This is a genomic window from Mesorhizobium sp. M0296, assembly GCF_040321675.1.
Taxonomy (GTDB): domain Bacteria; phylum Pseudomonadota; class Alphaproteobacteria; order Rhizobiales; family Rhizobiaceae; genus Mesorhizobium.
Genome location: NZ_JAMYRZ010000039.1, coordinates 40,517 through 58,076, shown reverse-complemented (window position 1 = coordinate 58,076; position 17,560 = coordinate 40,517). Strand labels below are relative to the sequence as shown.

The following is a 17,560-nucleotide window of genomic DNA, read 5'->3' as shown; positions in this document are numbered from 1 at the left end:
TCCTGGCGCGATAGCATGCAAAACTGTTCGCGATGTCCTCGCACATCTGTTCGCGATGTCCCCAGTCCAAACAAAGGGGAGAAGGGGTCACCAGCGTTGGAGTCCCCATGACAACCTTCCTCTTCGACGGCCCCGACACCGCCGCCATCACCATCCTGCTCGCCCATGGCGCAGGCGCTCCTATGGACTCGCCCTCGATGACCGCCACCGCCAAGGCGCTGGCCGCAGCCGGCTTCCGCGTCGCGCGCTTTGAATTCCACTACATGGCGGCTCGCCGCTACGGCCACCGCAAGCCGCCGCCGCGCGCCGAGACGGTGAACCCGGAATACGTCAAGGCGATCGCCGACCTCCGGGCGAAGGGCGTGGAGGGTCCGCTGATCATCGGCGGCAAGTCGATGGGCGGACGCGTCGCTTCGATGATCGCCGACGAGATGTTTTCGAAGGGCGAGATCTCGGGCCTGCTTTGCCTTGGCTATCCCTTCCATCCGCCGGGCAAACCGACGCAGCTTCGGACAAAACACCTCGCCGGCCTCAAGACGCCGACTTTGATCGTCCAGGGCACGCGCGACGAGTTCGGCACGAGGGACGAGGTCGCGACCTACGATCTTTCCGACGCAATCGAAATCCTCTGGCTGGAGGACGGCGACCACGATCTGAAGCCGCGCAAGAGCATTTCCGGTTTCTCCGCCGCCGACCATTTGAAGACACTCGCCGATGCGGTGAAGGCGTGGACCGAACGCATCGTGCGCTGAAGCAGGCCGATGAAGATCGCCACCTTCAACGTCAACAACATCAACAGCCGGCTGCCGAACCTGCTCGCATGGCTGGCCACCGCCAAACCCGACATCGCCTGCCTGCAGGAGCTCAAGGCCAGACAGACGCAGTTTCCGCGCACTGCGCTGGCGGCCGCCGGCTACGGCGCAGTTTGGGTCGGGCAGCCGACCTGGAACGGCGTCGCCATCCTTTCGCGTGGCGCAGAACCCGTTCTGACCCGCGAGGCGCTGCCCGGCGACGACAGTGACCAGCAGGCGCGCTACATCGAGGCAGCGGTCAACGGCATCGTCGTCGCCTGCCTCTACGCGCCGAACGGCAATCCGCAGCCCGGCCCGAAATTCCAGTACAAGCTGGCCTGGCACGAAAGGCTGGAGGCGCATGCGGCAAAGTTACTCGACACCGGCCTGCCGGTGGTGCTGGCCGGCGACTACAACATCGTGCCCGAGCCGCGCGACATCTACCCGACCCGCTCCTATGACGACAACGCGCTGGTCCAGCCGGAAAGCCGCGCATCGTTCCAGCGGCTGCTCGACCAGGGCTGGCTTGACGCGCTGCGCAAGAAGCACCCGACGGAGACGCTCTACACATTCTGGGATTACCGCCGCAATCGCTGGCCGCGCGATGCCGGCCTGCGCCTCGATCATATCTTGCTCAGCAAGAAGCTGTCGCGCCGGCTGGTAGCGGCGGGCATCGACCGCGACGTGCGCGGCGAGACCGGCGCCAGCGATCACGCGCCGGTCTGGGTGGAGTTGAAGTGAGGCACGGAGGCTGGCGCCGCCTTTCCGGGCGGCAACGAGTCAGGTTGGCCGCGCCGCTTCGCGGGCGAACGCCTCGATCAAAGGGGCGTATCCCTCAAGGTCGGGCTGCGTTGCGAAACTGTGGGTAGCGGCGGTCGAAGCCCAGGGCAGCTTTTCCGACGTGAAGACTTCGACGAAAGGCACGTACCATTGGTGCTCGTCCAGCATGGTGGCGCGAACGTTGACGAAAAAGTCCAGTCCATGCGGACGCGTGAACATCCAGCTCTTGCAGTGCGGGCAATAGAGCTGCCGGTGCGGGCCGTGCATGCCGCCGACCACCGGCTCGCCCTGGGTGACGACGAAACCGTCGCTCGGCACGGCGATGGTCAAGGAATACGCGCTGGCGCTCAGCTTCTGGCAGCCGGTGCAGTGACACGCCGTCGTCAGCAAGGGCGGGGCGCTGATGCGAAAGCGTATCCCGCCGCACAGACAACCGCCGTCCCAAGGTAGCTTCCAATCGTCCATTGCTGGCCTCGAGCGAGATCCTCGGCGAGCGATCTAGCGCACGACCGGCCTCCCGGCAACGCCGCGATGCCTGCGGCAGCTGCCTACGGGCTGGGGTAGACTTCGAGCCATCACCGACAAGCCAGGCGCCGAGCGCCATCATTGCAGAGCGGACAGAGGAACAGGTTTGGTGACAGGCTGCTTGCAGCCCTCATGATCGTGATCGGCACGGCTTGCTTCATCGAGGCGTATCTGGCGCTGGGCGAGGCGTGCTCGCGAGGTGCCGGACGGCCTCAGTTTCACCGCCTGCAGACCGGCAACCAGCTCGCCATGTTCGACAGCCAGTCCGGCCCGATCTATGCGGTTGCCTCGCCGCCGCCGGCGCGGTGCTGACCGGCGGCTATGACCGCAGCATCAGGGACTGGCCGGCTGGCGGCGGCGATAGGATGGTGCTTTTCGCCGGCGCGCCGGATTGATTGCGGGATATCCAATTTCGTCGCCGGGGCTTGGACACCCCGACTGTTGCGCTGGGCAACCGCATTTGGATTCTTGCGAAGATGGACCCCCACCCTAACCCGCCCCACAAGGGGGAGGGAATGCTGCCGCGCGCCTTTAACTTCCCCTTTGGCGCCGAAAGGCAGGCAATTTGCCGAGGTCAGTGCCAACGGAAGTCTCCCTCCCCCTTGTGGGGAGGGGTTGGGGTGGGGGTACATCGTAGAGCGAAAGCCTCGGCTTTTCCACCTGCCATAGCCCTGCCCTCAAGGGGGAGATCGGCAGCTCCAGCGTCGGCTTCGGCGCGTATACTTGACCCGCCTACCACCAACGCTATGTTCGCGGCCATGTCAGGGACCAGCCCCGCGGCCGCTGCGCCGCTCATCGTGATCGACCTTCAGACCGGCATGTTCGACGGTGTCGCCGAACCGCCGATCCACGATGCCGACGGCATGGTCGCCCGCAGCCGCGCGCTGATCGAGTGGGCGCGGCGCAGCGGGCGCAAAGTCGCCTTCGTCCGGCATGACGGGCCGCAGGGCGATCCTCTGGCGCCGGGTGAGCCGGGCTGGCCGGTGTGGCCGGCGCTCGGCCAGGCCGAGGACGAGCCGACTTTCGCCAAGCGTGTCGGCGATGCGTTCAGCAATGCCGCCCTTGCAGAATGGGTGGCCGGGCAGGGCGCCGGCGAGGTCGTTCTGATCGGCGCGCAGACCGATTTCTGCGTGGCGGCCACGGTGAAGGGCGCCTTTGCAGCGGGCCTGGGCGTCACCGTGGTTTCCGACGCCCACAGCACGCTCGACGCGGCCAGCGAGACCAGCGAGACCGCCGCGGAGATCATCGCCCGGCACAATGCGGCATTTGCCGCCGCCGGGGTCAAGCTGGCGACGACAAAAGCCCTGACCGATAGCTGATCCGCCGGCTCATCCCTACGCCGTCAAAGCCTGATCCAGCCGGGAAGCAACTGGCGGGTTCAGACAATTTGGCGCGGGGCGCCTCACCACTGCGGGCTTCCGCCGGCGCGGCCTATCGCGTATTGGCGCGGGAACGCTCCTTTGGCCTTTCCTGGAAAACCATGATTCGTCTCGAAAGCATCAGCAAGCAGAACGGCCGTCAGATCGTCTTCATCGAAGCCTCCGCCGCCTTGCAGAGGGGCGAGAAGGTCGGGCTGGTCGGCCCCAACGGCGCCGGCAAGACGACGCTGTTTCGCATGATCAACGGCGAGGAGCAGCCCGACGAGGGCCAGGTCTCCGTCGATCGCGGCGTCACCATCGGCTATTTCAGTCAAGATGTCGGCGACATGGAAGGCCGCAGCGCCGTTGCCGAAGTGATGGACGGCGCCGGACCGGTCAGCGAAGTGGCGGCCGAGATGCGCGAGCTCGAGCACGCCATGGGCGACCCTGACCAGGCCGACCAGATGGACGAGATCATCGCCCGCTACGGCGAGGCGCAGCACCGCTTCGAGGAGCTCGACGGCTACGCGCTGGATGGCCGGGCGCGCGAGGTGCTGGACGGCCTTGGCTTCAGCCAGGAGATGATGGACGGCGACGTCGGCAAACTGTCCGGCGGCTGGAAAATGCGCGTGGCACTGGCCAGGATCCTTTTGATGCGGCCCGACGCCATGCTGCTCGACGAACCGAGCAACCATCTCGACCTCGAAAGCCTGATCTGGCTGGAGCAGTTCCTGAAGAACTATGACGGCGCGCTGCTGATGACTTCGCATGACCGCGAGTTCATGAACCGCATCGTCAACAAGGTGGTCGAGATCGACGGCGGTTCGCTGACCGCCTACTCCGGCAACTACGAATTCTACCAGCAGCAGCGGGCGATTGCCGACCGGCAGCAGCAGGCGCAGTTCGAGCGCCAGCAGGCGATGCTGGCCAAGGAGATCGCCTTCATCGAGCGCTTCAAGGCGCGGGCTTCACATGCCGCCCAGGTACAGAGCCGGGTGAAGAAGCTGGACAAGATCGACCGGGTCGAGCCGCCCAAGCGCCGCCAGAAGGTATCGTTCGACTTCCAGCCGGCGCCGCGCTGCGGCGAGGACGTGGTGACGCTGAAGAACGTGCACAAGGGCTATGGCAGCCGCTCGATCTACGAGGGATTGGATTTTCAGGTGCGCCGCCGCGAGCGCTGGTGCATCATGGGCGTCAACGGCGCAGGCAAGTCGACGCTGCTGAAGCTGGTCGCTGGCGCTTCCGAGCCGGACAATGGCACGGTGGCGCGCGGGCCCAGCGTCAAGATGGGCTATTTCGCCCAGCACGCCATGGAAGTGCTGGAGGGCGAGCGCACCGTGTTCCAGACGCTGGAAAACGCATTTCCGCAGGCCGGCCAGGCGCCGCTCAGGGCGCTGGCCGGCTGCTTCGGCTTTTCCGGCGACGAGATCGACAAGAAATACCGCGTGCTGTCGGGCGGCGAGAAGGCGCGGCTGGTGATGGCGCTGATGCTGTTCGATCCGCCCAATTTGCTGGTGCTGGACGAGCCGACCAACCACCTCGACATCGCCACCAAGGAGATGCTGATCACGGCACTGTCGCAGTACGAGGGAACCATGCTGTTCGTCTCGCACGACCGCCATTTCCTGGCGGCGCTGTCGAACCGGGTGCTGGAACTGACGCCCGAGGGCATCCACACCTATGGCGGCGGCTATACCGAATATGTCGAGCGCACCGGGCAGGAGGCGCCGGGGTTGCGGAGCTGAGGCCGGCTCTGCCGCTTACGGTCACGTAGACGCTCGATGCCGGAGGCCAAGCACGAAGGTGCTCAGCCATGTATCGCAATTTCGCGCAGCGGATCGCCGCCGTCGATGAACAGCCGGCCTTGCGCGGTCAACGCCGCCTTGAGCCGTCGCAGGGCAATTTTTCCTGCTTCGGGATGACGCCCGTCCAGCGCGCCGACGCGCACCGCAACGGCAATGTCGAAGTGCTTCTCATCGGCTTCCAACTCGAAATCCTCGATGGCGACCTGGCGAAGGCTCAGCCGGCCTGCCGCAATCTCGGCGCGCGAGGCGGCCCCGGCCTGCGCGATGGCCTTGGCCGAGCGGTCGATCGCCAGCACGTGCCCACCGCCGATCCGGCGCGCGATCTCGCGCGCTGCAGCACCCGGTCCGCAGCCGATCTCCAGCACTCGCATGCCCTGCCGCAAGGGCAGCGCATTGACGATCTCCAAAAGCCTTGGCGACAAGTCGTTCGCCATACGCTGTTCTCCAGCTTTTTCGCAATCCGAGATTAGCGACCGCGGCCGGCGACGGGAAGGCCGACAGACGCGGGCATCGCCGATGTGTTCAGCTGGCATGTTCAGCTGGGTGCTGCTTGAGCAGGGGGCATGATCGACATCGAGGAGGTCGATCCGGTCTCGACCGCGGGCGACCGGGCGAGCCCGAGCGGCCCGGCGTCGTTGACCTGAGGGGTAGGGAGAGAACTGGCGCCGAGCCTAACCGGTTGGGGGGTAGATCACCGGCCGTTTATGTGTATACGCTCAAGCTAATATAAGAGCAAGCTAATGTTTGTCAGCGATGTTGGACGATTGTTCTGATCAGTGGCCGGTTGTGGCTTCCTGCCGCGCCCTCCCACCGGGCCAAACACCACTTATTGCCTTCAAGTCCTGGCTCCAATGCTGTACCCCGGCCCGAAATTCAAGGAGCCTGCGATGACCTCACATCCCGACATCCCCGACGCCAGCATGGCGGTCGATGCGGCAGGCGTGGCAGCCGATGACCGGCGCGCTCGCGAGGCGGATGCCGCATGGCGGGACGATGTTCGCGAGGGCGTGCGGCATGTAGGCGATCTGGATTCGCTGCCGCTGTCGCCAGCCGAGCGGGCGGCGGCCGAAGCCGCGGCCACGCGCCACAAGGTTCGCATTCCCAAGGCCTATCTCGACCTGATCGACTGGAACGACCCCGCCGATCCGATACGGCTTCAGGTCATCCCGTCGCCCGACGAACTGGCAGAGCAGGAGGGCGAACTCGACGATCCGATCGCCGACCACGCCTTCAGTCCCGTGCCTAGATTGACGCATCGACATGCCGACCGGGTTCTGTTGTTCCCGACCTATCAATGCGCGGTCTATTGCCGGTTCTGCTTTCGCAAGGAGCAGCTGACTTCGATCGGCCGGGGTTTTTCGCGCGAGGCGCTGGAGCCGGCCTTCGCCTATATCGCGGCCCATCCGGAAATCCGCGAGGTGATCCTGACCGGCGGCGACCCGCTATCGCTGCCGGACAGGGCGCTGGCGGAAATCCGCGCCCGTGTCGAGGCGATCCAGCATGTGCGGCTGTTGCGCATCCACACTCGCGTACCCGTCGCGCTGCCGTCGCGCGTCACCGGCGGGTTGATTCAAGCCTTGCAGGGCCGGCTGATGGTCACTGTCGTCACCCATTTCAACCATCCACGCGAAATCACGGAGGCGACCGAGCGGGCCTGCCGCACGTTGCGGCAGGGCGGCTTCGTGCTGCTGAACCAGAGCGTTCTGCTGAAAGGCGTGAACGATACGGTCGAGGTGCTGGAAGAGCTGTGCCGCGAGCTGATGTATCGCCTTGGCGTCAAACCCTATTACCTGCACCACGGCGATCTCGTGCGCGGCATGGCGCACCGGCGCACCACGATCGCCGAGGGCCAGGCGCTGGTCAGCGCCTTGCGTGCGCGCCTGTCGGGCATCTGCAATCCCGTCTACGTGCTGGACCTGCCGGACGGCGGAGGGAAAGTGCCGCTCGGCCCGTCCCATCTTGAGGCACGGGAAGGGGAGACGTGGCGAATACGTGGGCTTGATGGGGCGGTGAGGGGGTATGGAGAGCTGGTTGGGGAGGAGGGACGCGCAGCCGCCGTCCAAGCCAGCCCACCTTGGTGACCTGACATGCAGCGCTTGATCACGGAAGCATGCGTTAACTGCTGTTCTATTTGGTGCTTGCGCAATTGCTGAAATAGTGAAAACGTGGTCCGGGGTAATGGGTTAGGGGAGTTCGTCCCGGCTGTAGCGAGTTTCGGGGCGGCGCAGAAAAGTCATGAACTTTCCACAGTTCCTGGTGGGGCTGACCACCACATCGTCCATCGTGGCGATCTCGACTTACCTTGCGACGGGTTCAATCTGGAAGACGCTGGCCTGGACGATCTTGACCTTGATCGTCATGCAGGTTGGATATTTCCTGTTCGTCGTCCGGTTGATCTACGGATCCGGGGCGAAAAGCGCGGAGGCAAAGCCGCGGCGTCTGAGGGCTGTGCCGCCGAACCGTCGAGGTCGCGTTCAGCTTATGTAGTAATGTCCCATATAGATATCATGGTCTAGACAGGACATGTTCGGTTCTGGGAATGTGCATTGGACGTTCCGCTAGTTTAGTCAACTAATATATATCGCCCAACTCATATCGTCGTTTTTGGGCTAGCGGGAAAACCTGCCTGCTGTTTGTACGACGGTGCCTAAGGCCACATTTTACAACCGGCTGGCAAGCTCCCTTTTGTTGATGCCAGCTTAATCCGGCTGGTGTTTTCGATGGGCCGTTGAGGCTATAAAGCCGTTCAACCGGGCGGCATCGAGATGCATTTCGGCCGGTCGAGAGGGTTGTGGTGATCGACGGAACGCCGAACGTGATCTTGCTGATCGGTAGCGCCCCCGCTGTCGTGCGCTGCGCCGCCTGGCCCAAGCAGGCCTTCGGCAAGATCGTCGCCATCAACAACGCCTGGCGCGTGCGCCCCGACAGGGATTTCCTCGTCCATGCCGGCGATTTCCCGGCGGAGCGGATGCCGCAAGGCGGTCCCCTGCAGCAGGCGCAGATCTTCAGCGCCTCGCATTACGTGCCGGCGCAAAACAGCTTTGGCGGCTTCGTCTATGCCGGCGGCACCATGTCGATGACGGCGGCCTACTGGACGATCCACAGTCAGAAGCCGGACGTGCTGGCATTCCTTGGCTGCGACATGATCTACGACCAGCCCGGCAATACGCATTTTTACGGCGTCGGCCGCGCCGATCCGCTGCGCAACGACGTCACCCTGCGCAACCTCGAGGCGAAGTCGGCCCGCCTGCTCATCCATGCGCTTCGGCGCGGCTGCCTGTGCGTCAACCTATCCGACCTGCCGCGCAGCCGGCTGGTCTTCCCGCGGCTGACGCTCGATGAATTCGGCGCGCTTTCTTCCTCGCAGCTTTCGGAAATGAAGGCCGAGATGCTTGCCGGCCTGCGGCTCGATCAGGCGGAGGAGGCCGACAGGATCGAGAAGGAACTCGGCTATTTCTTCGAGGACGGCATGTACTGGAAGCACCTCGACAAACTCGACGAGAAATTCCTGGCCAACATCGACCGGCTGTGGATGGCGGCGGTGAAGGCGAGCTTGAGCAGTCGGCCGAAGCTGCCGATCTCCCCTACAAGGCGGGAGATCGGCGCGTCGTCCGCTTAGCTTTTGGCCGCCGCGAGCTTGTCTTGCGTCTTGGTCTCGAAATCGCTGGGGTCATGGCGCTCGTGCAGCTGCATCGAAGGCTCGCCGAAGGTGCGGTTGACCATGCGGCCGCGCTTGACCGCCGGCCGCGCGTCGATGGCGTCGGCCCAGCGCTGCACGTTCTTGTACTGCTCCACCTGCAGGAACTCGCCGGAATCGTCATACATACGGCCCTTGGCCAGCCCGCCATACCAGGGCCACACCGCAATGTCGGCAATCGTATAGTCGCTGCCGCCTAAATACTCGCTTTCGGCGAGGCGTCGGTCGAGCACGTCCATCTGCCGCTTGGTTTCCATGGCGAAGCGGTCGATGGCATATTCGATCTTCGTCGGCGCATAGGCGTAGAAATGGCCGAAGCCGCCACCGAGATAGGGCGCCGAGCCCATCTGCCAGAACAGCCATGACAGGGTCTCGGCGCGAGCCGGCCGCTCCGTCGGCAGGAATTCGCCGAATTTTTCGGCGAGGTAGAGCAGGATCGAGCCGGATTCGAAGATGCGGACCGGCTTTTTCCCACTGCGATCCATCATGGCCGGGATCTTCGAGTTGGGGTTGACCTCGACGAAGCCGCTGCCGAACTGGTCGCCGTCGTTGATCCTGATAAGCCAGGCGTCGTATTCGGCGCCGCTGTGGCCGAGCGCCAGAAGTTCCTCCAGCATGATCGTCACCTTGACGCCGTTCGGTGTCGCCAGCGAATAAAGCTGCAGCGGATGCTTGCCGACCGGCAGTTTCTTGTCATGCGTCGGGCCGGCGATCGGCCGGTTGATGCTGGCGAAAGCGCCGCCATTTGCCTTGTTCCAGGTCCAGACTTTTGGCGGCGTGTATTGGTCCGTTGCGTAGTCGTTCATTTGGGAGGCCTTTGGAAGGGTTGGTTGGGAGGATATCCGATATCAACGTGGGTAATGGCGGAGGAACTTTGCATAGGGCAGCTTGGGATAGCCGTAGGTACAGATAGGGCTGCCGGCGCTGTTGCAAAACCCCGGCGCGAACGGCGCGGCGCCGGTCCACGCCAAAGCCGGCGCCGCCTCTTGCGCCTGATCACCTGCGCCATACCTATAGCCCATATCAGCCTGCGAACATTGCCAGGAACCAAAGCATGAATATCGAACCCCTTTTGCGATCCATCGTGGCCGTCCGCGCCACCGTGCCAGAGGACGCCTTCACGGCAAATACACTTGGCACCCGCCGCGAGGGCAGTGGCGTGGTCATTCGCGGCGACGGGCTGGTACTCACCATCGGCTATCTCATAACTGAGGCCGAGGAGGTCTGGCTGGCCGACCAGGACGGGCGCGTGGTTCCCGCCCATGCGCTCGCCTACGACCAGGAGTCGGGCTTCGGCCTGGTGCAGGCGCTGGCGCCGCTCGGGCTGCCCGCCATTGCGCTCGGCGATGCCTCCAGGGCCAAGATCGGCGATCCCGTCGTGCTCGCCGACGGCGTCGGCCGCTCCGTGCGGGCGCGGATCGTCACCAAGCAGGAATTCGCCGGCTATTGGGAATATCTGCTCGACGAGGCGATCTTCACGGCGCCGGCTCACCCCTCATGGGGCGGCGCCGGCCTCATCGGCGCGGATGGCAGGCTGCTCGGCATCGGTTCGCTGCGCCTGCAGATGAGCCGCAACGGCGAGGTCGCCGACATCAACATGGTGGTGCCGATCGATCTTCTGCCGCCTATCCTCGACGATCTGCTGACGCGCGGGCAGGTCGCCAGGCCGCCGCGGCCGTGGCTCGGCGCCTTCTCGGCCGAGAGCGACGGCAAGGTCGTGGTGATGAGCGTCGCCGAGGGCGGTCCAGCCGCCCAGGCGGGCCTTCGCCAAGGCGATGTCATCTCGGATGTTCGCGACACGGCGGTCGATGGGCTTGCCGATTTTTATCGCAAGCTTTGGAAGAGCGGCCCGGCGGGTGCCGAGATCCCGCTCCGGGTGCTGCGCGATGGCCGCGAAACCTGGCTGCGCGTCAAGTCCGCCGATCGCAACAGCCTGCTGTGGAAGCCGCCGCTGCAGTGAGGCAACCGAAACCTCTCACTCTCCGCAAGCGCTGAAGCCAGTGCCCGGGGTCCATTCCGCGAACGGGATGACCTTGCCTTCGACCGATACGGTCGCTTGCCTGGTGGTGCCGTCCGCCAGCTTCTTGCTGCTTTTGCCCTTGCCGGTCAGCACATTATAGTCGCAGTCGCCGGCAACATTGTCGTCCATGTAGTCCCAATACTCGTAGGCGAAACCGGCGACGACGAACGTGCCGTTGCGCCAGGCGAGCGTCAGCGTCTTGTTGGTCCGCTCGCTGCCGATCTCCATCGCCGGAATATAGAGCTTGATCGAACCGTTGGGGAGCGTAGTGAGTTCGGGCTCGGTGTCGGATGTGGCGGGGCCCGGCCGGTCGTAATCCTTCCATTCCCCGTCAATCTGATCATGCACGATCCCGGCAGGTTTTAGAAAATCGCCATCGCGATCTTTGAGGAAAAAATACAGGTCCATGGGATGGCCGGGCTCGGTCTCGACGATCATCGCCAGATCGGCGGCGCCGTCGCCGTTCCAGTCGCCGGTCGCCGCCGTGATGATCTTCTGCGTCTCGATCGGTTCTGCCGGTGCGGCGGCCGGCAGCAGCAGGACCAGACCGAATATTGTCGATCGCATGTAAAATCCTCTTAGCCTGGGCAGGCCTGAGACGCACGCGCTTCTCAGGAGGCCCGGCTCTGCCGCGTCTCGGAACGGCTCGTCTCGTTGAGCAGCCGGCAGAGCGAAACCGCTTCACGACGGCTCAGGCCGATCAGCGCGATTTCCGAAAATTGCGCCGGCAGATCGTGAACGATGTCCCACACCATCCAACGGCCGTTCGGCTCCATGACACATTCGTAGCGCAATAATTGTTCCTGCATCCGACCCCCGGCTTTGCTCACCGGACTGGTACAGCGTCGAGGTAAATGAGTTGTTGCGCTGCGCGAGTATTCCGCGGCCGTCAAAACCAGGCGTTGAATCCCCACAGGGGCGAACCCGACAGGTCACGGCTGACGGTGCCGATACTCTCGACAAGGCGGCAGGGCAGGGACGCTTCCGGCGTGAACGGCGGCCGCCGCCAGAATTGGATCAGGCGTTGCGGCTCGCCATATGCGCGTCGAGCTTCCTCCTCGAGGGGCCGTAACGCTTGATGATGGTCGCGGCCTCGCTTTGCGGTATGCCGTATTTGCGGGCAAAGGCAGCGACCTCGTAAGGCTCTTCGCCTGAGACCAGTTTGCGATCCTGCTTGGTCTTGGATTTGTCGTCGGCCATGGCGTCCTCCATCACATCTGGTCGTTATAGGGCTCCTTGGTCCGGCCGACCATCCTGGCCAGTTCGGCAAAGGACGGTACGCCGGTTTCACCCTGGGCATTGTTGGCCGCCTGCAGCAGCCTGAGCGGAAAGCAGACGGCGTCGCGGTTGGATGGCGACATGTCTTCATAGAGACGCTCGTCGCTGGTCATCGCCGCCTCGGCCCGGCGCAACGCCATGTCGACCTCGTCGACCGACAGCAGGCCCTTGTGGACCAGCGCGTTGTTGACGGCCGCGATCGCCATCATCAATCCTTCGAGCTGGAGATTGGCGACGTTCATCGTCTTGCGTCCTTGCCGGGCTTCTTGGCGGTGGCCTTGCCGTCTGGCCGGATCGCTGCGCGCGGCGGGTTCTGGCCCTCCGAATGCAGGGTCCTGTCGTCGAAATCGTCAGCCGGCCTGGTCAATCCCATGCCGCCGGGAGGTGGCTTGTTGCCGGCCGCATCCTGCGAAAATTCGTCGGCCGCGTCGGGGCTCGTCTTTGCCGGATATTTCCTCGCTCCGGTCTCGTAGCGGTTCGGGTCGTCGGCCATGTCCTGTGCTCCGGTTGCAATGAGCAGATAACTTTCAGGCGGCGGCAGCGGTTCCGTGGCGAAATCGACCTTGCCGGTGCGCAAGCCTTCGCAATCTGTCGGGTTTCGTGCATTCTTGTGCATGGCAACGATGCTTCGCTCCGACGCGCCAGCAAAATGCTGCTCCTACTGCGGCGGGCGCGACCACGACTACGAGGATTGCCCGAAGCGCAAAACCGATGCCGAACGGCAGAAGGACACGCCAGGCAACGCCTACCAGCCTGGCGCTGCGGCTGGAGGGGAAATCCGCCAGCCGGCCTGAACCACCCCGCCGGTCCGGCCGGCTGGCGCGAAGGTCCTTCCATATCCAGAGGATTGCAATGCCGCCACTATTGTGGGCAAAGCAGCACGGGCAATCAGGTTGGGGTGGGGTGATGACCGAAACGCAAGGCAATTCAAGCCGTCCGCAGGGCAAGCCGGGGATGGCATCGGGGTCGATCGGTTCCGGCCTGATCGCACTCGTCATCGTGGCGCTCGGCGTCTTTGCGCTGTTTGGATCCTGGTACACGATCGATCAGGGCGACCGCGGCGTGCTCTTGACCAACGGAGCGCTGAGTTCGGTCGTTGATCCCGGACTGCATTTCAAGCTGCCGTGGCTGCAGCGCGTCGAGAAGATCAGCCTGCGCCAGCAGGTGCTCAAATGGGGCTGCGAGAACCAGAACGATTGCAGCGGCCTGCCGGCCATGCAGGCCTATTCGCGCGACCAGCAGCCGGCCGACATGCGCGTCACCGTCAATTTCCACGTGCCGGCCGCCGAAGTCAGCAACGTCTACACCAATTACGGGTCGATCGAAGCGCTAGCCGACCGTGTCATTGCCAGGAAAGCACCGCAGGAGATCAAGACGGTGTTCGGCCAGTACGACGCGGTGTCGGTTATCCAGAACCGGGCGAAGTTCAACAAGGACGTCGCCGAGGCCATCGCGGCGGTAACCGACGGGCCGGTGATGATCGACAGCGTGCAGGTCGAGAACATCGACTTCTCCGATGCCTACGAGCAGGCGGTCGAAGCCAGGATGACGGCGCAGGTCGAGGTGCAGAAGCAGGAACAGAACCTGCAGCAGGAAAAGATCAAGGCCGATATCGCCGTCACCCAGGCCAAGGGCCGCGCTGACAGCGTCAAGGCCGAAGCCGAGGCCAGCGCCTACAAGACCAGGGTCGAAGGCGATGCGACCGCGGGCGCCATCAAGGCTCGCGCCGCCGCAATCGCCAACAATCCGCTGCTGGTCGAACTGACCAAGGCGGAGAGATGGAACGGCGAATTGCCGAAGTCGATGATCCCGGGCTCGACGGTACCGTTCCTCGAACTCAGCACGCCTGCCGCGACATCGAACTGAGGCGCGGCGCAAACCAGATCAGGGCGGCGGCGCGATAACCGTCCTGGTGCGGTTACGGCTGAAGCACGGCGCCTCGGGCGATTGCCTGCGTTTGACTTAGAAAAGCTGTCAGCAGCTCCATTCCCGCCGGCCAGTCGCCGAGCCCGCTGTCGCCATTGATGTGGCCAAGCGGTCCGGCGATATGGAGATCGCTGCCCCATCGCTCGGATTTCGCCCTGGCATAGTCCAGCGAGCCGTAGGGATCGTTGGTGCTCGCGACAATCAGCGACGGAAAGCGAAGCCGTTGTTGCGGTGCGTCGGCGAAGGCCCGGGCGGAGGAGGGGAAGGCCGGCGACGCAGGGTCCGGAACCGCGACCAGCAACGCGCCGGCGATAGAGCGGGGGGAGATCCGCTGCCAGTGTACGACGAGCAGACAGCCGAGGCTATGGGCGACGAGCACCGGCGGTGTCCTTGCCTGGCATACAGCGGTTTCCAGCGCAGCCACCCAGTCGTCGAGGTCCGGCGCGTCCCAACTCGCCGGGTTGAACCGCCGCATCGCCGGGTTTGCCTGCTGCCAACGTGTCTGCCAGTGGGCTTTGCCCGATCCGCCGATGCCCGGCACAATGATGAAGTCGGTCATGCGAAGCCCTTCTTTCCTGATGCAGCGCGTGCAATTCTAGGTCTTCTCCCAGGTGGCGGAATGAGAGATCATCGGAAAGCAGCGACGAAATCCGATGGATTAAAGGGCGATCATGCGGAACGGCGATTATCGGCCAAGGCTCGACCCCACCGATCTGGCGATCATTGAGATCATGCAGGAGGATGGTCGCATCGGCATCTCCGAGCTTGGCCGCCGCGTCGGACTGTCCCAGCCCGCCACCTCGGAACGGGTGAAGCGGCTGGAGGAGCGCGGCGTCATCACCGGTTACAAGGCGGTGATCAATTCGGCAGCGCTCGGGCTCGGCACCATGGCGGTCATCCGCCTGCGCACCACGCATGAGCATATCCAGGCCTGCCTGAAGAAGTTCGCCCAATTGCCGGAGGTGGTCGAGGTGCTGCGGGTGACCGGCGAGGATTGTTTTCTGGTCAAGGTCGTGGTCCCGTCACCGCCCGATCTTGAAAGCATCGTCGACAGCATCGGCCACTACGGCACGGTGACGACAAATGTGGTTCTGCGCGCCGAGCAACCGAAGCGGCTGGGACGCGAATTGATGACCAGGGCCTGACCGGTCTATCGCCTGGCCGGCGTATGCCCGACGGCATTGGCGAACGAGATGCCGCCCTTGATCTCGCGCATCGCCATCGAGGTGATCGTGCGCCGCACGCCGGGCAGCCGGCTGAGCTCCTCGCGCAGCATCCTGTCGAGCGCCATCATGTCGACGGTGACGATCTGCAGGAGATAGTCGGCCTCGCCAGTCGTGGCGTGGCAGCGGCGGATCAGCGGATGCTTTTTGACCGCCGCCTCGAAGGCGTCCGACAGTTCGAAATCGATCGACACCTGGATGAAGGCTTCGATGCCGAAGCCGAGCTTGGCCGGGTCGATCCGGGTCGAGTAGCCGCGGATGACGCCGGCGTCCTCAAGCGCCTTGACCCGCTTCCAGCACGGCGTCTTGCTCAAGCCGACCTCATCGGCGAGCGCGGCAAAGGAGATACGGGCCTCGCGTTCGAGCGCCGCGACGATCTTCCGGTCGACCGCATCCAGCATCATTCGTTCTTCCAATCTGCTTCAGCGACAATTTTCGTCCTTCGCTTCCCGCCAATCGAATAACAGAAAGGGACAATGTTCGGCAAGAAAGCGATTAGACTCGGGGGACCGGGATCCAACAAGCGCCTGCGGCCCAACGGCCGGGGCAAGGAGCATGGCCATGGACAAGCAGGACTATTATGCCCGCATCGAAACGCCTGAGATGCGCGACTATGGCGTCTACCTCAAATGCGACAGGCTGCTTGCCTGCCAGAAGCCGCTGGCCGAGATGGTGAATGCCGACGAGTTGCAGTTCCAGATCGTGCACCAGGTCGAGGAGCTGTGGATGAAGCTCATCGCCTACACGCTGGTCGATGTCGTTGATTTCCTGGAAAAGCAGGACACGCATCGCATCGTCACGCTGATGGCGCGCGTGCACCGGCTGATGCGGCTGATGACGGCGCAGCTCGACCTGCTCGAAACCATGTCGCCCAAGGAATACCAGCAGATCCGGCTGCAGCTCGGCAATGGCAGCGGCCAGGAATCGCCGGGCTTCAAGCAGCTGCTGCGCCTGCCGCCCGATCTGTGGCGGGCCTTCAAGGCGTCATACCTCGACGACCGCGGCCTTTCGGTCGAGGATGTCTACGATACCGGCTACGATCACGGCGACAGCTATGTCGTTGCCGAAGCGCTGATCGAGTTCGACGAGCTGTTCCAGAAATTCCGTGCCAACCACCTCTATCTCATCCACCGCACGATCGGCCTCGGCGCAAAATCGCTGAAGGGCCGGCCGGTCGAATTGCTGGAAGCCGGCGCCCGCCACCGCTTCTTCCCGGAACTCTGGGACATACGCTGGGCGATGACCGACCGCTGGGGCAGCCAGTATGGAACGGTACGGGAGCCGATCAGCAAGCCGGGGGTCAAGGTGGGGTAGTTCCAGGCTTGGGTTCCTCGCCCCGCGCGAAGCGGGGGGAGAGGTGGCCGCCCACGGGTCTTGCCTTCGGCAAGCCCGAGGACAGGCTCCGCGGCCGGCGAGGGGCCTTTTCTTTGCCGGCGCCTCTCCGTCGCGGCTTCGCCGCGCCACCTCTCCCCCATGAATGGGGGCGAGGAACCCTGGTCTTGCGAGGCCCGCTACGCGCTTGTATCCTGCAGGTTTTTCGGGGGATGATGTCGGGCTTGCGGCTGGTGGTGCGTCCTTGGGGCACAACCAACGTAACTCTTGGGAGGACATCATGACCTTGGAAACCGCTCAATCAACCGTTCAGTCGCCGTGGCAGACCGCAGCAATCCTTATCGCCCGCCTGATCTTCGCCGCCGTCTTCCTGATGGCCGTGATCTTCAAATTCATCGATATCAGCGCCACCGCCGGCTATATCGCGGCGGCCGGGTTTCCGTTCCCGCTCTTTCTGGCCTGGTGCGCAGCCCTGCTCGAGGTCGTCCTCGTCCTATGCTTCCTGACTGGCGCCTTCTTCTCCTGGGCAGCACTCGTCGCCGGCGCCTATGTGCTGTTCCTCGGCATTGCCTTCCACGGGCCGTCGCACTGGGCCGGCAACCAGGCCGAGTTCGGCTTCTTCGTCGATCACTTCACCTTCCTGGCCGGGCTGCTGTTTGCCGCCGTGCACGGGCCGGGCAGGGTCCTGGCGCTGAGGCTTGGCAGGGGGTGATCCCCAATCTCGGAGGCGGCGTTCTCGTAAAGGCGCTCAGAAGGGTGGCTGCGACAATGGCGGTCGGGTCTATGACCGCGACCAGGGCCAGATCGGCAGCACGACCCGCACCA

The 17,560-nt window shown here is 64.2% G+C and carries 24 protein-coding genes; 14 read left to right on the top strand and 10 right to left on the bottom strand.

Going from position 1 to position 17,560, the window contains the following annotated elements; all coding sequences use genetic code 11:
- Positions 1–107 precede the first annotated feature (107 nt).
- Together NKI97_RS28465 and NKI97_RS28460 are read left to right on the top strand one after the other, a co-directional pair.
- Positions 108–752 (top strand): alpha/beta hydrolase family protein, encoded by a 645-nt coding sequence (locus tag NKI97_RS28465; protein WP_023675686.1) that lies wholly within the window; start codon positions 108–110, stop codon positions 750–752.
- Between the two features lie 9 nt (positions 753–761).
- Entirely contained in the window at positions 762–1,532 is a 771-nt protein-coding gene (locus NKI97_RS28460) for an exodeoxyribonuclease III (RefSeq protein WP_352453689.1), read from the top strand.
- Between the two features lie 39 nt (positions 1,533–1,571).
- On the opposite strand, the gene NKI97_RS28455 is transcribed toward NKI97_RS28460, so the two are convergent.
- Positions 1,572–2,036, bottom strand: coding sequence for a GFA family protein (locus NKI97_RS28455; protein WP_352453690.1), 465 nt, complete (start codon positions 2,034–2,036; stop codon positions 1,572–1,574).
- A 192-nt stretch (positions 2,037–2,228) separates the two neighbouring features.
- Between NKI97_RS28455 and NKI97_RS28450 the strand changes: the two genes are divergently transcribed.
- The 3 genes from NKI97_RS28450 to NKI97_RS28440 all read left to right on the top strand — a co-directional run bounded on the left by NKI97_RS28450 (position 2,229) and on the right by NKI97_RS28440 (position 5,199).
- Entirely contained in the window at positions 2,229–2,408 is a 180-nt protein-coding gene (locus NKI97_RS28450) for a hypothetical protein (protein ID WP_352453691.1), read from the top strand.
- A gap of 446 nt (positions 2,409–2,854) precedes the next feature.
- On the top strand, positions 2,855–3,415 hold the full coding sequence (locus tag NKI97_RS28445; protein ID WP_352453692.1) for an isochorismatase family protein: 561 nt from the start codon (positions 2,855–2,857) through the stop codon (positions 3,413–3,415).
- Between the two features lie 161 nt (positions 3,416–3,576).
- Positions 3,577–5,199: an ABC-F family ATP-binding cassette domain-containing protein gene (locus NKI97_RS28440; RefSeq protein ID WP_352837808.1), complete on the top strand. Its 1,623-nt coding sequence runs from the start codon at positions 3,577–3,579 to the stop codon at positions 5,197–5,199.
- Positions 5,200–5,261: 62 nt separating this feature from the next.
- On the opposite strand, the gene NKI97_RS28435 is transcribed toward NKI97_RS28440, so the two are convergent.
- A complete protein-coding gene (locus tag NKI97_RS28435; protein ID WP_352453694.1) occupies positions 5,262–5,693 on the bottom strand; it encodes an SAM-dependent methyltransferase in 432 nt (143 codons plus the stop codon).
- A gap of 486 nt (positions 5,694–6,179) precedes the next feature.
- Between NKI97_RS28435 and NKI97_RS28430 the strand changes: the two genes are divergently transcribed.
- The 3 genes from NKI97_RS28430 (at position 6,180) to NKI97_RS28420 (ending at position 8,878) form a co-directional block, all read left to right on the top strand.
- Positions 6,180–7,340: a KamA family radical SAM protein gene (locus NKI97_RS28430; RefSeq protein WP_502901502.1), complete on the top strand. Its 1,161-nt coding sequence runs from the start codon at positions 6,180–6,182 to the stop codon at positions 7,338–7,340.
- A 154-nt stretch (positions 7,341–7,494) separates the two neighbouring features.
- Complete coding sequence (locus NKI97_RS28425) at positions 7,495–7,746, top strand: exopolysaccharide production repressor protein (protein ID WP_023675695.1); 252 nt, start codon at positions 7,495–7,497, stop codon at positions 7,744–7,746.
- Positions 7,747–8,053: 307 nt separating this feature from the next.
- Positions 8,054–8,878, top strand: coding sequence for a hypothetical protein (locus tag NKI97_RS28420; RefSeq protein ID WP_352750262.1), 825 nt, complete (start codon positions 8,054–8,056; stop codon positions 8,876–8,878).
- Here the strand turns inward: NKI97_RS28420 and yghU are convergent.
- Positions 8,875–9,762 carry a glutathione-dependent disulfide-bond oxidoreductase gene (gene yghU, locus NKI97_RS28415; RefSeq protein WP_352750263.1) on the bottom strand — a complete coding sequence of 296 codons (888 nt, stop codon included), beginning with the start codon at positions 9,760–9,762 and terminating at the stop codon, positions 8,875–8,877. The two genes, NKI97_RS28420 and yghU, sit on opposite strands and share 4 nt — an antisense overlap.
- 248 nt (positions 9,763–10,010) lie before the next feature.
- Here yghU and NKI97_RS28410 point away from each other — a divergent pair, with 248 nt between their 5' ends.
- Positions 10,011–10,916 carry a S1C family serine protease gene (locus tag NKI97_RS28410; RefSeq protein ID WP_023675699.1) on the top strand — a complete coding sequence of 302 codons (906 nt, stop codon included), beginning with the start codon at positions 10,011–10,013 and terminating at the stop codon, positions 10,914–10,916.
- 15 nt (positions 10,917–10,931) lie between these two features.
- On the opposite strand, the gene NKI97_RS28405 is transcribed toward NKI97_RS28410, so the two are convergent.
- From NKI97_RS28405 to NKI97_RS28385, 5 genes are all read right to left on the bottom strand, one after another.
- Positions 10,932–11,543: a hypothetical protein gene (locus tag NKI97_RS28405; RefSeq protein ID WP_352837806.1), complete on the bottom strand. Its 612-nt coding sequence runs from the start codon at positions 11,541–11,543 to the stop codon at positions 10,932–10,934.
- A 44-nt stretch (positions 11,544–11,587) separates the two neighbouring features.
- On the bottom strand, positions 11,588–11,770 hold the full coding sequence (locus NKI97_RS28400; protein ID WP_245274654.1) for a hypothetical protein: 183 nt from the start codon (positions 11,768–11,770) through the stop codon (positions 11,588–11,590).
- Positions 11,771–11,993: 223 nt separating this feature from the next.
- Complete coding sequence (locus NKI97_RS28395) at positions 11,994–12,176, bottom strand: DUF3606 domain-containing protein (RefSeq protein WP_023675702.1); 183 nt, start codon at positions 12,174–12,176, stop codon at positions 11,994–11,996.
- Between the two features lie 11 nt (positions 12,177–12,187).
- Entirely contained in the window at positions 12,188–12,496 is a 309-nt protein-coding gene (locus tag NKI97_RS28390) for a hypothetical protein (protein WP_023675703.1), read from the bottom strand.
- Positions 12,493–12,870 carry a hypothetical protein gene (locus NKI97_RS28385; RefSeq protein ID WP_352453700.1) on the bottom strand — a complete coding sequence of 126 codons (378 nt, stop codon included), beginning with the start codon at positions 12,868–12,870 and terminating at the stop codon, positions 12,493–12,495. Before NKI97_RS28385 ends, NKI97_RS28390 begins: the two co-directional genes overlap by 4 nt.
- On the opposite strand from NKI97_RS28385, the gene NKI97_RS28380 reads away from it, so the two are divergent.
- Positions 12,869–13,048: a hypothetical protein gene (locus NKI97_RS28380; protein ID WP_352453701.1), complete on the top strand. Its 180-nt coding sequence runs from the start codon at positions 12,869–12,871 to the stop codon at positions 13,046–13,048. The two genes, NKI97_RS28385 and NKI97_RS28380, sit on opposite strands and share 2 nt — an antisense overlap.
- Before the next feature lie 112 nt (positions 13,049–13,160).
- A complete protein-coding gene (locus tag NKI97_RS28375; RefSeq protein ID WP_352453702.1) occupies positions 13,161–14,120 on the top strand; it encodes a prohibitin family protein in 960 nt (319 codons plus the stop codon).
- 52 nt (positions 14,121–14,172) lie between these two features.
- On the opposite strand, the gene NKI97_RS28370 is transcribed toward NKI97_RS28375, so the two are convergent.
- Complete coding sequence (locus tag NKI97_RS28370) at positions 14,173–14,739, bottom strand: RBBP9/YdeN family alpha/beta hydrolase (RefSeq protein ID WP_352453703.1); 567 nt, start codon at positions 14,737–14,739, stop codon at positions 14,173–14,175.
- A gap of 112 nt (positions 14,740–14,851) precedes the next feature.
- Between NKI97_RS28370 and NKI97_RS28365 the strand changes: the two genes are divergently transcribed.
- Entirely contained in the window at positions 14,852–15,325 is a 474-nt protein-coding gene (locus NKI97_RS28365) for an Lrp/AsnC family transcriptional regulator (RefSeq protein ID WP_352453704.1), read from the top strand.
- A gap of 5 nt (positions 15,326–15,330) precedes the next feature.
- Here the strand turns inward: NKI97_RS28365 and NKI97_RS28360 are convergent, their stop codons facing one another.
- A complete protein-coding gene (locus tag NKI97_RS28360; protein ID WP_352750268.1) occupies positions 15,331–15,807 on the bottom strand; it encodes an Lrp/AsnC family transcriptional regulator in 477 nt (158 codons plus the stop codon).
- 157 nt (positions 15,808–15,964) lie between these two features.
- Here NKI97_RS28360 and NKI97_RS28355 point away from each other — a divergent pair, with 157 nt between their 5' ends.
- Together NKI97_RS28355 and NKI97_RS28350 are read left to right on the top strand one after the other, a co-directional pair.
- Positions 15,965–16,717 (top strand): tryptophan 2,3-dioxygenase family protein, encoded by a 753-nt coding sequence (locus tag NKI97_RS28355; protein ID WP_352678847.1) that lies wholly within the window; start codon positions 15,965–15,967, stop codon positions 16,715–16,717.
- Between the two features lie 298 nt (positions 16,718–17,015).
- Positions 17,016–17,447, top strand: a complete 432-nt coding sequence (locus NKI97_RS28350; protein WP_352750269.1) for a DoxX family protein — start codon at positions 17,016–17,018, stop codon at positions 17,445–17,447.
- Positions 17,448–17,560 lie beyond the last annotated feature (113 nt).